The 15,617-nt window shown below is 58.5% G+C and carries 8 protein-coding genes and 1 tRNA gene; 5 read left to right on the top strand and 4 right to left on the bottom strand.

Annotated features, from left to right (window positions below; all coding sequences use genetic code 11):
* The first annotated feature begins 101 nt into the window (after positions 1-101).
* A tRNA-Met gene (locus tag BLP10_RS18435) sits at positions 102-178 on the top strand.
* Between the two features lie 77 nt (positions 179-255).
* On the opposite strand, the gene BLP10_RS18430 is transcribed toward BLP10_RS18435, so the two are convergent.
* The 3 genes from BLP10_RS18430 to BLP10_RS18420 form a co-directional block, all read right to left on the bottom strand.
* Complete coding sequence (locus BLP10_RS18430) at positions 256-1,566, bottom strand: HlyD family type I secretion periplasmic adaptor subunit (protein ID WP_091137943.1); 1,311 nt, start codon at positions 1,564-1,566, stop codon at positions 256-258.
* A gap of 16 nt (positions 1,567-1,582) precedes the next feature.
* On the bottom strand, positions 1,583-3,322 hold the full coding sequence (locus tag BLP10_RS18425; protein ID WP_091137976.1) for a type I secretion system permease/ATPase: 1,740 nt from the start codon (positions 3,320-3,322) through the stop codon (positions 1,583-1,585).
* Positions 3,323-3,472: 150 nt separating this feature from the next.
* Entirely contained in the window at positions 3,473-10,414 is a 6,942-nt protein-coding gene (locus BLP10_RS18420; protein WP_175493967.1) for a peroxidase family protein, read from the bottom strand.
* Between the two features lie 485 nt (positions 10,415-10,899).
* Here BLP10_RS18420 and BLP10_RS18415 point away from each other — a divergent pair, with 485 nt between their 5' ends.
* From BLP10_RS18415 to BLP10_RS18400, 4 genes are all read left to right on the top strand, one after another.
* On the top strand, positions 10,900-12,210 hold the full coding sequence (locus BLP10_RS18415) for a sensor histidine kinase (protein WP_175493966.1): 1,311 nt from the start codon (positions 10,900-10,902) through the stop codon (positions 12,208-12,210).
* Between the two features lie 31 nt (positions 12,211-12,241).
* Positions 12,242-12,907 (top strand): response regulator, encoded by a 666-nt coding sequence (locus tag BLP10_RS18410; protein ID WP_091137932.1) that lies wholly within the window; start codon positions 12,242-12,244, stop codon positions 12,905-12,907.
* 226 nt (positions 12,908-13,133) lie between these two features.
* A complete protein-coding gene (locus tag BLP10_RS18405) occupies positions 13,134-13,883 on the top strand; it encodes a LuxR C-terminal-related transcriptional regulator (protein ID WP_091137927.1) in 750 nt (249 codons plus the stop codon).
* An 88-nt stretch (positions 13,884-13,971) separates the two neighbouring features.
* Complete coding sequence (locus BLP10_RS18400; protein WP_091137925.1) at positions 13,972-14,883, top strand: hypothetical protein; 912 nt, start codon at positions 13,972-13,974, stop codon at positions 14,881-14,883.
* Between the two features lie 69 nt (positions 14,884-14,952).
* Here the strand turns inward: BLP10_RS18400 and BLP10_RS18395 are convergent, their stop codons facing one another.
* Positions 14,953-15,459: a single-stranded DNA-binding protein gene (locus BLP10_RS18395; protein ID WP_091137922.1), complete on the bottom strand. Its 507-nt coding sequence runs from the start codon at positions 15,457-15,459 to the stop codon at positions 14,953-14,955.
* Between the last annotated feature and the right edge of the window lie 158 nt (positions 15,460-15,617).

The following is a 15,617-nucleotide window of genomic DNA, read 5'->3' as shown; positions in this document are numbered from 1 at the left end:
TCTTTTGACAACCACACCGCGGTGTCTTGTGAAAACAAGCGCCGCGGTTTGTGTTTGTCTTCCCTCTTGCCGGTGTGGCCTGCCACACCGGCCCTGAGTGACGCGGGGTGGAGCAGCCCGGTAGCTCGTCAGGCTCATAACCTGAAGGTCACAGGTTCAAATCCTGTCCCCGCAACCAAACACAACAGCCCTCGCCTGGTAACCCCAGCGAGGGCTTCGTCGTATCCGGACCCTGTGAGAAGGCAGAAGAAACCCTCATTCCTCCCGAAACGCCCGCACCGCGTGATCGACCACCGGCTTGGTGAGATACGACAAAACCGTCCGAGACCCCGTCCGGATCAACCCCTCAACAGGCATCCCTGGAACAAGCCGCAGCGTACCTAAACGCTCACGCTCGCCAGCCGCAAATGAAAGCCGGACAGGGTAATATTGCTGACCGCTTCTGGGATCCGTCACCAAATCGGCCGCAATCACACTGACATAACCATAAAGCTCAGGCGTCGAACGCTGGTTGAAAGCGGATAGACGCAATACCGTGCTTAACCCAGGTTGAACTTGGTCGATATCCTGCGGAGATACCTTCACCTCAATGGAGAGCTCATCCGTTTCGGGAACGATCAGCATCAGAGGTTCGCTTGCGTTGATGACGCCGCCAACCGTATGCACAACGGATTGGTGAACGACTCCATCCTGGGGCGCACGGATTTCAATCCGCTTCAGCTGATCTTGTGCTGAAACTTTCCTCTCGACCAGCTCTGACATCTTCGCCTGAACCTCGCGCAGCTCCTGCGAGACTTCGCTTCGTAGGTCCTGATCGATCTGGATGATCTGAAGCGACGTCTCGCTGATCCGTCCTTTCGCTTGCGCGACATTCGAGATGAGTTGCCCATGCTCGCCGCGCAGGCGTGTCTCCTCACGCTTGAGCGCTGTGACGCGGGTGATGGGTACCAAATTCTTACGCCAGAGCTGATCGACGCCGACAAGCTCCTCCTGAATCAACTTGATCTCATCGGCCTTTGCGGCAGCCTGGAGTTTGAGGCCGTCAATCTGTTCCTGCAGCTGGGCAATGCGCTCCTTGAGCTGTGACTTTTGGCCCGCTCGGGCAGCACGGCGTGTCTCGAACAGATGGATTTCGCCTTGAATCAGAGCAGCAAGTTCGGCTTCCAGCAGGCGGCTTTTCAACTCGCGTGGAAAAGCGATCTGCTCCACCCCATCGCGCTCGGCTTGCAGCCTGCTCTGTCGTGCGGCCAGTTCGTCCAGGCTCTTGGAGACCATTGCGAGATTGGCACGGGCGATCGTCTCATCGAGGCGAACAACGACATCGCCGGCGCGAACGCGGTTTCCATCCCGGACGAGGATCTCGCCGACGACCCCACCGGTGGGATGCTGAACTTTCTTGACGTGTGTGTCGACCACAATGGATCCTGGAGCAACGACAGCTCCGGACAGTTCCGTCACCGCCGCCCAGCCACCAAGGCCGCCGACGAGGAAGAAAGCAGAAGACAGACCCAGCAGCGAGTAGCGTCGAATCGCGGCCCTGGCATTTGTTCTATTGGCGGGGTTCATGACGTGCTCCTGGCTCCTAGACGGCTTTCAACGGGGGAGACACAGAAACCCGTGGCTCTGTGGGCTGAGGTGTTGGGACAGAACGAAGTACCTTGCTGAGGATTTCGTCCTTCAGGCCGAAGCTCTGGACCCGGCCTTCCGACATGACGAGTACATGATCGACGGCTGCAAGGGCGCTCGGACGATGAGCTATGATGATCACCACTCCTCCCCGAGACCGGATGCTCATGATCGCAGCCGTCAGAGCCTGCTCGCCTTCATTGTCGAGATTCGAGTTCGGCTCATCGAGCACCACGAGGAAGGGATCTCCATAGATGGCGCGAGCCAGAGCGATGCGTTGGCGCTGTCCGCCTGACAGGGCTGCTCCTGACTCGCCGACCTGCGTCTCGTATCCGTCAGGCAGTTGCAGGATCATTTCGTGCACATTGGCGGCTTTGGCAGCAGCAATGATGGCATCGGACTTTGGGTTCGGGTCGAAGCGCGCGATGTTCTGTGCCACGGTTCCTGCAAAGAGTTCGACGTCCTGCGGCAGGTAGCCGATATGGCGTCCGAGATCTTCAGGAAGCCATTGCTCAATGGCGGCGCCGTCGAAGCGAACCTTGCCGCGCCAAGCAGGCCACACTCCGACGATCATGCGTGCGAGGGAGGACTTTCCCGATGCGCTCGGGCCGATGATTCCGAGCCCGCTGCCTGCTTGCAGTTCGAACGACACATCTTGAATGGCAAATTTCTGGCGGCCAGGAGCGCCCGTTCCGGCATTCTCTAGAGACAGGAGCGTGCGAGGGGCAGGGAGCTTCAAGGGAGCTTCCGAGCGTGCATCGGATTCAAGAAGACCTTTCAATCGGCGCCAACCCTGACGGGCACTGACGAAACCTTTCCAGTTGGCAATCGCCAGTTCGACCGGTGCCACAGCACGAGAGGTGAGGATGGAACTGGCGATCATGATACCGCCCGTCGCCTGCCCGTCGATGACCAGATAGGCGCCGATAGCAAGAACAGCTGATTGCAGCAGCATGCGGAGTACCTTCGACAGGGCTCCGAAGCCGCCTGCCACGTCAGAAGTTTTTTGCTGATAGGAGAGGTAGCGTGCATTGGCCTCGCTCCAACGCCTTCCAATCCACGGGGCCATGCCCATGGCGTGCACGACTTCCGCGTTGCGATGGGCTCCCTCAGAGATCCCGTTTCGGACCAGAGCGGCGCTCACCGCGGCCTTGGACGCTTCGCGCGTCAGGAACTCGGTCAAAAGGGTGAACACAACGAGGAGGCATGCGCCTGCAAGGGCTGTCAAACCGATCCACGGATGAAAGGCGAAGCAGATGAACAGGTAGAGCGGCATCCAAGGGAGATCGAAGAGAGCGGAGGGGCCGCCACCTGCAAGGAAGGCCCGCAATTGATCGAGATCCCGCAGCGGCTGCTGTCCATCTCCCTCGGATCGGCCTTTGAGAGGTGCGTTGATCTGACCTTGAAAAATCTGCTGACTGAGATCCTCGTCGAGGGCTGCTCCGACGCGTGCGAGAATGCGGCCGCGAACCGTCTCGAAGAGGCCTTGGAAGAGATACAGCACCACGATGATGATGGAGAGGCCGACGAGAGTCGGGATGCTCCGGCTGGGGAGAACCCGGTCATAGACCTCCATCATGAAGATCGAGCCTGAGAGATAGAGCAGGTTGATCAGGCCGCTGAGAATGGCGACGCCCAGGAAGGCGCCACGACAGGAAGCCATGATGCTGGGTCGGCTTTTGAGAGAACTGATCATCGACATTGCCTCAGGATTGGCCTTGGAAGATTACGTCGTTTCAGTGCTTGAATTGGCTCCGGGAGACGCACCAGGTCTTCAGGGAGTGATCCCGCCGGGAGTAAGAGGGGGCTTATCCCGGCGGGGCCAAACGATCTCAACGAGCCTGCATCAGAAGATGAAGTCGTTGCTGTCGAGATCGGATGCGTTGACACCTTTAAGGACGAGGATGTCGGAGCCGTACTTGAGGATCGTGTCGTGACCGGCCTGCTGGATCGAGATGTCCGACAGATCATTCACACCCGGAAGCCGTCTGAGGTCGATTTCGTCAATGCCATGACGGAAGTCGGTGACGGTGTCCCGGCCATGGTTTTTCTGGAAGACGAAGATGTCCGCTCCCGATCCACCACTGAGCTTATCGTTACCGCGACCACCGATAAGGACATCGTCGCCGCGACCGCCCTTGAGCTCGTTATGCCCATTGTTGCCGGTCAACACGTTGTCGAGCGTGTTGCCGTGTCCTTTGGTGTCCTCGGATCCGGTCAGAATGAGCCTCTCTACATTGGTGCCGGACAGGGAGTAGGATGTGCTGGCCTTGACCGTATCGATGCCTTGCCCGCGGGCTTCGTAGACCCGATCCGACCGATCATCGACGATGTAGACATCGTTGCCTTGACCGCCCCACATCTTGTCGACGCCCCTGCCGCCGTCCAGCCGATCATTGCCGCGGCCACCGTAGAGGTGATCGTTGCCGTCCTCCGCAAACAGTCGGTCGTTGCCGTCCTCACCGTAGATCTGGTCGTTGCCATCTCCGGAGTAGACGTTGTCGTTCCCACGGCCGCCCCACATCCGATCTTCTTCACCGGTTCCCCGGAGTGTCTCGGATCTGGACGAGCCTCTCGCGCTTCCGCTCAGGTTCTGGACATCGAACCTGAAGGTTTCCTCTTTGACGGCGCCGTCGGATGCGACGGCCACTACCGTGACCTCATGCGAGCGCTGGCTCTCGAAATCGAGTGCGGCGCCGTGCTTCAGCACGACATTGCTGCCCTGGATTTCGAACAGGTTGCTCGACGGCCCGCGCAGGGAGAAGGTGACCATGCCGGCCGCTTCCGGTGCGAGGGAGGTCAAGGTTGCGACGGTCGTGCCTCCTGCCGCATTCTCCGCCAAGGCTGGTGCCTGAGCTGCAAGAAGGTCTACTTGAGCATTGACCGTTTGCGGAGAATTGGTGAGGCCAAGGAAGTCTGCCGCAGTCAGGTTCACCAATCCATCGAGTGCGATCTGGAATGCAACCGTTCCGTTCCCGAAGAGGTTGAGGGAGCGGCCCTCGATGATGGTTTGACCGCCGACCTGACTATAGCGCAGCTGACCGGCTCCATTGCCGCTGAAGTTGTTGGAGCCGATGAAGTTGAAGTCCTGATCGCTCAGCAGGCTGAGGAGGGACCTGTTGGCATCGATGGTTCTGATATCGATCTTATCGACGCCTTGGACAAAGTCGGTGATCACATCCCGGTTTGCATTGGTGCCGGTCTCGTCGTCATTGAAGACAAAGGTATCCGCACCACTGCCACCCGTCATGCGGTCAACGCCGGTACCGCCTTCGAGAGTATCGTTTCCGTCACCTCCGCTCATGGCGTCGTTTCCGCTGCCGCCCGCAAGGTCGTCGTTACCGTTACCTCCATCCATGGTGTCGTTGCCACCATTTCCGTTGAGGGTATCGTCGCCATCGAGGCCGAATAGGTTGTCTCCTGAGCCTCCGCCGCTGATCACGTTGTTCAAGGCGTTTCCAGTGCCGGTGAATGCACCGTTGCCGGTGTACTCGAGGTTCTCCACGCCTGCGGTCAGAGTGTAGCTGGCAAGAGACGTCTCAACCGTGTCGATGCCGCTGGAACCTGCTGCAGTTTCATCCACCACATCGCCCGCATTATCGACAACGTACGTGTCGTCTCCGCCCAGACCCCGCAACGTGTCGGCGCCGCCACGTCCATCAAGAATGTTGGCTGACCCGTTGCCGATCAGGGTGTCGGCCGCATTCCCGCCTCTGACATTCTCGATGCCCGCGATGGAGATGAAGCCTGAGGCCGTTCCTGCTCCAAGGTCGACTGTCACGCCGGAGCTGCCAGTCGAGTATTCCAGGGTGTCGGAATTTCCGCCTCCGAGGTCAGCCACGACCCGTTCGACGTCGGTGCCGACAGTGGCGCCCTCAACCTGCGTCAGACGCGTCGTGAAAGTGGCGTTCAGAGTTCCGCTGCCGTTACCGTTCTGGAAGAGGCTGAGAGTATCAGTGTCGGCGCCGCCATTGATGGCCGAGGTTCCGCCTACATCGATGTCGTACATGAAGACATCGTTGCCGGTGCCGCCATTGAGCGTATTGGTGCCTGAACCTCCATCAATGGTGTCGTTGCCTTCACCTCCGTCGATGTTGTCGTTGCCGCTGCCGCCATTCAGGACATCATTGCCTGCCATGCCGGTGATCACGTCATTGCCGGCGCCGCCATTAATGACGTCGTCTCCATCAAGGCCGGAAAGCGTATCATTGCCGCCGCGGCCGTTGATCAGGTTCGAGCCGATGGTGCCCAGGTAATTGTCGCTGGCATTGTTGGATCCGATCCGAGCGGTCATTTCGGATGTGACGGATTCCGGGTTGCCCGCTCCATCGGTGAAGCTCACCACTACCCGGATGAACTGGCCGATCCGGGAGTCCGGGACGACATAGCTCTGCTGGTTGGCGCCTTGAATGGTATTCCACGTGTTTCCGCCATTGGTTGAGAATTCCCAGCGGTAGCGGAAGGCTCCGAGACCGTTGAGATCCGCGATGCCGCTTGTATTGGCGGTAATCACGTTCTCGCTGCCCATGAGCGTAGGAACGCCCGTTGCTGCCCGCTGTGCGATCAGCACATCCTGGTCCGTAAAGCGCAGATACTCGATGTTGAGTAGACGGTCCGTTCCAGTGTCTCCATTGGTCAGGTCGATGTCTCTGACGGTATAGCTGCCGTCAGCGTTGCGGTTGAAGGCATAGCCGGAGCGGGCTCCGTTGAAGACCGCGTAGTCGTTGGCGGAATTTTCCACGTCTCCTTCCACGATCTCGCGAACGATGGAAAGCTGGCTTGGGTTCAGAGTGCGGTTGAGCATCAACGTATCGAGCGTCTTACCGCCGAATTGCGCTACGGCAGAGCCGATAGGAGCGCCATTCTCGTATTCCGACTCGAGGTAGACCTTCCCTGTCATTCCATCCGCGGTGTAGATCGTGTTTCCAACGGTGATACGGATACGGACGTTCAGCCAGCTGTCGCCATCGATGAAGTCGTTTCCACCACGGCCTTCGATGGTGTCGTTGCCGCCACCGCCGAGAAGGATATTGCCTTGGTCGAAGGCGACGATCTTCTCGAGGTCGCCGGATGTCGGCTTGGCGGCCACCAAGTCTCCCATCAGCGCCCTGAGGCCGGCGATGCGGTCGATACCGGCATGCGTCAGTTCATTGTTGGTGAAGGTGAAGTCTCCGTTGGCCCCAGCAGGAGGCGGCTCGGCATTCGGGTCGCCCCGGTTGTCGCCTTTGAGGAGGTCGTCGTTCTTCCAGCCCGACAAGGCCTCGACCTGATCGAAGCGATCTCGCAGAATATCCTGCTCGGCTGTGGTGAAGATGGGCGTAAGCAGATCGGAATCGGCTGCTTCTGTGTTGCCTTTGTGGATCGCCCAGTCGTAGCCGAACATGCCCTCGTTTCGCATGACGCTTTCGCCCTGAACCATGATGTCGTCGCCGGATTCGGCGTCGAAATCCTGTTCGTTCTGGCCAGCGAACATCACGTCATGACCGATGATGGTCGAGTTGAAGTTCAGCTCCGAGTTGTCGCCTGCGATTACGTCGAAACCGTTGCCGCCCTCGATCCAATCGTCACCCTCGTTACCCAGAAGGAAGTCTCCGCCCTCGCCGCCGACCATGAAGTCGTTGCCCGTTCCACCGAACATCTCCTTGCCGTCCGGACCGGCGATGAGGAAGTCCTGCCCCTCGTTGCCGAAAACCAGCGCCAAGCCGCTGCCGGCATGGATGACGTCATTGCCTTCCTCACCGTGCAGCATGTCGACTTCGCCGATATCGGTGCCATTGTTGGTGATGACATCATCGCCTTTGCCGCCGTGCACCCGGTCGACGCCGTATCCGGCCTCGATATCGTCATTACCATCTCGACCCCATACCGAGTCGTCGCCGCCGCCAGCGATTATGGTGTCGTTGCCATCAGTTCCCTGGATCAGAACGTGATCATTGGTGGTCACGCGGATGTATTCATCCTTGCCATCACCATTGGCGTCCCTGCGGACGACCATGGGGGAGATTGCCTGAAGCCATGGATCGGTCTGCGTTGGATCCGTGTGCCCGAACTTCGTCATCATGGCGCGGTCCATGTAGAGGACATGGTCCGGCACAGAGAAGATGTCGCCGGGCAGCGCATAGCCGCTCTCGCCAAGGTCGGTGTTGTTCAATACCATCTTGGCGAAGGAGTTGTTTTCCAACTCGTTGAGGAAGTTCAGGCCCTGGACGCGAGAGAGATAGTAGAAGCGGTCCGCATTCTGCAAATTCTCCATCTGCAGCTCGAAGATGAACGAGAATGTCGAGCCCAGCATACCGCCGAAGGCCATCTTCTTCTCGGCCATGCCGCCGACCCAGAGATCGACATCCTCAAGGCCTCCGAGCTTGCTGGCATAGATTCCGGTGCCGTTCAGGAATGCCTGGCGGTCGTCCTCATTGAGACTCGCGTGGCCAAAGACGAGGTTCCAGGCTGCATTCCGCTTGGCTTCAAGAGTCATCGCTGAAGTGATCGTCTCGTGAGTGCCGTAGGCCGCGATGAAGTTCACGATCGAAGCCGGGTTCTTCAAGTTGAGGGCGAAATCCGTCCAGCTCGTATAAGCGGCGAGCTGCGTATCGCCATTCGCCATTTCCTGGAACTGGCGGCGCGCTTCGTTCAAGGGTGGAATGCCGGTGTCTCGGCCGCGGGCGATATTCAGGGCCGCGAGGTCGAGTGGAATGCCGACAAGCTGATTGCGCAGGACGTCCGTCACGAACTCGTCGATCTCACTGCCGACCTGGCGCGTCATGCCGCGGACGATGGCGCCGGCGGCCTCCTCGTGATCAATATCGGCGGAGCCGAATGCCAGCGGGTTCAGGAACGCATCAAAGAGATCCATGCTGGTGTCGTTTCCGTTCACATCGGTGCTAGCCACCTGCTCGCGGAGCATGGAGTGGCCGAAGCGATACACGACGTGAGCGAACTCGGCAAAGATAGCTGGATTGATATCGACCGACGGATTGAAGACGAAGGCGTCCACATCCGGCTGAGCCTTGCGGGCGAACTCCTCGAAGACAAGGTGCTGATACTGCATCTCCGTGGTGAAGCGCGCCGCCTGGAACAGGCGCTCGCCATCCCATTTAAGAGTCGCGGCAAAGGCTGCGACGGCTGCGGCATCGGTGGCAGGCGGCAGAGCGGTTCCTGCCGGCAGATCAACGCGCAGCCATTCATTGAGGAACGCAAGATCCCCGGACTCGATGGCGCGGGCTTTTACCTGCTCGACCATATTGTTGTGTTCGGAATGGAACACGTGGTGGACGGCGGAGAGGCCGATATTCTCGTTGCCGCGCCCATCGCCCGTGATGTAGTGCGCATCGAGCATCTCGTTGTCGTAGGCAAGCTGCGTTCCGCGGGTGGGGTCGACTGGGCCGTTGGTTCCATCGGCGTTCTTGTAGCCGAGAGCGCTGTCTCCATCCTGCTGGAGAACGCCGTTGACGAGGATCGGCACGGCTGCGTGGGCGATGTCATCCAGGAAGGCATGGCCTGTGCGAAGGGCGTCAGCGGTCGAGATGGGACTTGCTGGATTTCCCTCGCGGAACACGTCTGCATTGGCTCCTGTCCCGCCGAACTTTCCGTCAGCGCCGAGGGAGACCACCAATTGCGGGTAGCCGTTCGGGCCGCGGACGAATTCGCCGTAATCGTCCATGACGAACAGAGGAATGTTCGTCACATCGGCATCCGTCAGATTGATGCCGAGCATGGTTCGGGCCTGCTCCTTGACATCAGCCCAGGTGGCGAGGCCACGATCGCCAGTGAGCAGTCTGCCGGTCGAGATTGGATGGGAATCCGGTATCCCATCACCGTTTGAGTCTACGGAGAATTCATATTCGCGCAGGAACAGCTGGTGGGACGAGTGCGAGGTATAGGTCTGGTTCTGATCGACCCATGGGGTCGTCAGATTTACGGCACCCTCCGGAGCGCGCGTGAGCACCATGAAATTGGTGTGAGGGCTATCGGGATTATACAGAGGATCGTCGGGCTGAAGAGGAATGTAGATCGTGCCGTTGTTGCCCTTAGGCACAAGGTCCAGGCCGTGATCGAAGAACTGACCGAAGAGAGTGAACCAGCCATTGTAGGGTGCCGAAAGTCCCTCGTCTGGCGAAACGTTGGGGATCACGACGCTTTTGCCGTCCATCTCTACTTCATATTTGGCGAGCGCGGCATCGAGCGTTGCCTGCGCTGCATCGATCGTCGCCTGAACGCCGCCGGTAACAGCCGCATCGAGAGCCGTCTTGGCACCCCGAATTTCGTTCAGGGCTGTCATCAGGTCAGGCCCGGTAATGCCCGCGTAGCTGAGAGCAGCGTAGATGGCAGCCGGGTTGTCGAGAGTCTGATCGACTATCAGGTTGGAAATGATGCGCGGGTCCGCGTCCACTAGGGTTCCACCGCCGAGACCTCTCGAGGCTGCTGACGGGTTCCCCATTTCACCGTAATTGCCATCGGTGAAGACAACCTCGTTGCCCGATCCCTGGCCGAAGGTGATGCTGTCGTCATTCTCATTTCGGTAGTAGGGGTCCGTGATGCGGGGGAAGGGGTTGTCTGCAGCGCCCCAATGATCACGTCCGGCGACAAGATTGTTGTAGCTGCCGTCAACGGTACGCAGCCCGTAAGGAGACAGAGTTGTGGGCACGGCCAGAGGCGCTGTAGGGTCGGTTGTAATATCGCCCTGAGCATTGACGCGGATTTCGGTCAGAGGCGTTCCCGCCGAATGAGCTTCGGCAATCTTGATCTGCTTGAGGATGAACTCGAGATCGTGTCGAACGAGATTTACCATTGTCTCTTCTCCCAGTTGTCGCCGCATTCCTGGCGGCTCTTGAACACATTCTGGGCAGAACATCCTGTCTGAAACTACAGGGTCTGAAGTCCTACATCGGGCTTCGGCACCAAGGTCGGCCTCGGGTCCTAAGACCACCTCGGACTTTGGTCGTGCTACCGACCATGGTCGGATATCAGAAACCAAATAACTCAGATTAGACGCTGACCAGCAGACAGAGATCTGCGCACTAAGCTATTGGTGTTTATGAATATTATCTCCCAGGCACCGCAGTTTCTTGCTGAATCTGCGCAATCTTCGGCAAGGCTACCTCTTTCGGATAGGATTTACCGGACCTGGATGCGGAGCGACTTTATGTCGGCTCTTGATCTTTAGCCTCATCCAGAAGGGCTATGCGTCAAGAGGGGAGTGCTGCCGTGTATCCTTCTTGTGACGCAGGGACCGAGATCGTTTCAGAAACACTGCCTAAGCGCGGCAAGAATCTTGTGGGACAGTTCTTGCTGATCGCCTTTGCGGTGATGATCATCGGCATGTTCGCTATGGGAACATGGGTTTCTTGGCAGGTGCGGGAGAGCGTCACGGAAGTCAAAGCGGCATCCATTGCGCTATCCATCAATAACTTCGTTGCTCCTCACCTGCAGGAGCTTGCATATGGCAATACCCTTTCACCGGAGCGGATACATGATCTGAGACGCATCCTGGAACGGCCTGACTTTCGCGCAAGCATCACTTCCTTGCGGGTTTGGAAGCCAGGCGGCTTGATCGTCTACAGCAGCGAACGGGAGCTCATTGGAAAGAGATTCCCTCGCAACCCCAATCCGGAAAAGGCATGGGCAGGATCCATCACAGTAGTCTTCGACGGTCTTTCCTATGAGGAAGATAAGGGGGAGAGCGCCATGGGCGTTCCGCTTCTCGAGGTTTTCGCACCCGTTTACGAAGCCGAGACAGGAGCCATTATCGCCGTCGTCGAATTCCACGAGCGCTCGGATGCATTGGACGCCGAACTCGTGGAGTCGCAATGGCAGACTTGGATCGCCACGGCTCTGATCACCTTGAACATGATGGGCTGCCTTTTCGTGATCGTGGCCAACGGAGGCAAGACCATCGACTTGCAGCGTGCAGCATTGACGGAGCGCGTTGCTCAACTATCGGCGCTTCTGGACGAGAACCGAGCGCTGAAAAGGCGTATCGAGCGCGCAGCTCAGAACGCGACAGAGGACAATGAACGATTTATGCGGCGGATGGCCTACGATCTGCACGACGGTATCGCGCAATTGATTGGATTGGCTCTGCTGCGGCTCGACAAGGTTCGTGGAAGTCCGGACGATCGTGGAAACTTGAAGGCGATCCAGAAGGCCTTGTCCGATGCTCTCAAAGATGTCCGTAACATCTGCAAAGGCCTCCTTTTGCCTGAGGTCGAGAAGCTCTCGCTGAAGGAAGCGCTCATGTTCATGGTCCGGCAGCATGAGCGACGTACGGGAACATCGATCAAGTGCACAGTGACGAACCTTCCGGATCAGACACCGCATTTCGTCAAGATCGCGCTCTGCCGCTTCCTGCAGGAAAGCCTCAACAATGCTTTCAAGCATGCCCGCGGCCAGGGGCAGCAGACCGACATCGCATGGGATGGGACGACGATCACTATTGAGGTTACGGATAAAGGGCCTGGCATGTGCAGCGTGGACAGCAAGCTCCAGGAATCCGGTTTGGGATTAGCCGGTCTTCGGGATCGGATCGAAAGCATCGGTGGAATTGTAAGCATGAAAAGCGCGCCGGGCGCGGGAACAAGCATCTAGGCATCTCTGCCGCTGGCTTTGGGAGAAGCGAATGCAGCATAAGATCAGAGTCGGCGTCGTGGACGATCACCCACTCTACAGGGATGGAGTGGTGTTCGCGTTGGAATCGGAACCGGATATGGAAGTGGTCGCGCAGGGAGAAACGGCGAACGATGCTTTTCAGATCGCTCAAGGTCATGCCCCTGACGTTCTCGTCCTGGACATGAATTTGCCGGGAGGAGGGATGAATGCAATCATGAAAATTGCACCCCGCTATCCCTCGACGAAAATCCTGATGCTGACCGTCGTCGACGATCAGGATGAAGTCAGAGCTGCGCTGAGAAAAGGCGCCAGAGGCTATCTCCTGAAAGGAACCGGGAGCTCCGAGCTTGTGAATGCGATCCGTGTAGTAGGCAAAGGGCAGAGCTACGTGTCGCCGAGCTTTGCCGCACAGCTCATTCTATCCCGTCGCGCGGATGGCAGCGGCATGGCAGAACCGCCCGATCGGTTTCCTGAATTGTCCGATCGCGAGGAGAAGATCCTCATGCTCATTCTGCGTGGCCTCAGCAACAGGATGATCGGAGACGAGCTGGGAGTTGCGGAAAAGACCGTAAAGGGCTACGTCACCGCGATCATGGAGAAGCTGCAGGTTCGAAATCGGGTCGAAGCAGCTATGGTCGCAGCTGAGCGCCTGTCGCAAAAGCAGGCCTCATCCTAACTGGCATACGAAGCCCGTTCGGCCAGATGCTACGATTTTCCCATTGGGGGTAGTACGCATGAGGAGCCTAAGACCCCTCCACCTGACAACCAGAGATGTTGCCGAGTTTCAGATAAACTTATTATCCTACTTCTCAGATGGTACCGATGAGGTTCCATTGGGCAGGGTATCACAGACTGCCTCGCGCCTTCGGGCATCATAGCTAAATTGGAATGTGGGGGTTCCAATGGATGAGATCGTACGTGTCGGCATCGTCGACAGACACCCTCTATTTCGTGACGGCATAATTCTGGCTCTGAACTCTCAGCCGGATCTGAACATCGTTGGACAAGGCATATCGGCTCGAGAGGCCGTTCGCATCTGCCATGAAAGCCAACCCGATGTGATGATCATCGACGCCGATGCTTTGGGCCAGGACAAGGAAGCTGTTGAAGCAATTCTTCAGCAAGATCCGGAGATCGGGATCGTCATTCTTGCTGATGAGGCCGATGAGGAGCGCGTCCATGAGGCCTTGAGGTGGGGTGTGCGAGGGTATCTGCTGAAAGGAACCAGCAGGATGGAACTGATCCAGACAGTACGTGTCTTGAGCCAGGGCCAGAGCTTCATCTCGCCCAGTCTCGCGGCAAAGCTTTTCATGCGCGCAGGCAATGCTGGAATGACTGCGACCATCACCAAGGATCGCCTTCCGCGTCTTACGCCCCGCGAGCAACAGATTCTCTCGATCCTGGTCCAGGGGCGAAGCAACAAGGAGATCGGCAACTCGCTGCATCTAAGCGAGAAGACGATCAAGCATCATCTCACCAACATCCTGCAGAAACTGCGTGTTCGCAATCGCGTCGAGGCCGCCATCATGGCCTCCAGCAATCTGCCGCCCCAGGTTACGGTGCTCGAGGCGAGATCCCAGCCACAGATCGATCCGAGCTGCGATCCTCTGGCTAGCGCGGGAAACGATACGCTTCTCCTGCGGCTCGCCTGAGCTCCTCAACACTAGCTCAAGGATCCAATCCCGCCATCGCCTGTTGTTTCTTCAGGGTCTAAAGTTGCAAAAGCCCTGCAGGAACGCGATGGAGCTGGTATCCGCTTTTCAGGTGAAACCGTCGGACGGGGAAAAGCCGGGCGCATTCGCCTCATTTCCCTATGATCGGGATCTGGTGCGCCGTTTCCGCGAAGCCTTTCCTCGTGCCCGCTGGCGTGGCGAGGACCAAGGATGGTTTGTGCCTGGAACGACGGCCGTACAGAGGCTCAATACATGGATGGCACAGGAGCTCGAAACCCTTGACCGGCATGCGGACGCAAAAGGACGCGATGCCTATCTCTTCGAACCCCTGGAAAGCCCATATCTGACGATCGAAGACGATCTGCAAATCCGGACACCCTATTCGCGCACTATCGTCGAGGCCTTGCGGTCTATCCCCTGGGCTCATTGGAACCCCGACCGCAAGATTTGGCATGTGCCCTTCCGCTCCTACGAGCGGTTGCGCCTATTATGGCCGATCATCGAAGAGGCGGCGCGGCGCAACGAGCCTGCGGAGAGGAAGAGGAGGCGCGAGGAGCAAAGGAGGCTGGGCCCTGAGCCTCCAAACCCTGCGCAAGTCGAGCGCCGCCGCAGACGCTATCCGGTTCCGGGAGATGATCTACCACCCCTCGACACGCCGCTCGCCACCTTTGCCTGGGGTGTCGTGACATTTGAGGATGTCGAAAGCCATGTGATCGAGGAAGCTTTGGACCACAGCCTCTATCCGCATGTGAAGAATGACCCCAAACGCTATGTGTGGGCGCGATGGCGGATGCCGGCTTTGCAGGAGGTATATCGCACCAAGCCTGCGCGAGAGCCTGAAGATAGCGCATTGCGCGAGAGTAGGGGGTGGTGGTGGCCAAGCCGTGAAGAGCTTCAGGAGCGAGCCCGCAAGTTGCGCGAGATCGAGCGCGCTCAGCGTGCACGCGATATAGCTCACAAGAGCTCGGCGGGTCTGTAGGTTTTCGGCAATGAGTTCATAAAAAATCCGGGCCTCATGGCCCGGATCGCAATGTTCAACGAGATGGTCTTAGAAAGGGATATCGTCGTCAAAGTCGCTGCGACGGGAGCCTGCACCAGCCGGCTCGGGTCTGCGTTCCATGGGGGATGAGCGTCCGAAGTCGCCGCCGCGGCTGATCTGGCCTCCGCCTTCCTCGTCGCCATACTCCGACGCGCCGCCGCCAGAGCGCCCGTCCAGGATCGTCAGCTCGCCGCGGAAGCGCTGCAGCACCACCTCGGTGGTGTACTTCTCCACCCCGCTCTGATCCGTCCACTTGCGCGTCTGCAGCTGGCCCTCGACATAGACCTTCGAGCCTTTCTTCAGATACTGCTCGGCCACCCGTGCCAGGTTCTCGTTGAAGATCACCACCGAGTGCCACTCGGTCTTTTCCTTGCGCTCCCCGGTCGCCTTGTCCTTCCAGCTCTCCGAGGTGGCCAGGCGCAGGTTCACCACCGGCTCGCCGTTGTTCAGGCGGCGCACCTCCGGGTCACGACCCAGATTGCCCACCAAGATCACCTTGTTCACACTGCCCGCCATCTGAGCTCTCCATTTCTCCCGAACTCGGTCCGGGTCTGCTGCACACTCCTGCCCGACAGGGGCATCACCATATGTTCTATATTTGTTCTTTGAAAATATCAAGGAGAAAAGCGGTAGAGAGCGCAGAAGAACAGGAGGCTGGAGTAAAGCAGGAAGGA

It is taken from the genome of Microvirga guangxiensis, from assembly GCF_900102135.1.
Lineage (GTDB): Bacteria > Pseudomonadota > Alphaproteobacteria > Rhizobiales > Beijerinckiaceae > Microvirga > Microvirga guangxiensis.
Note: the sequence above shows the minus strand (reverse complement) of the source record. Positions and strands in the feature narration are given on the sequence as shown.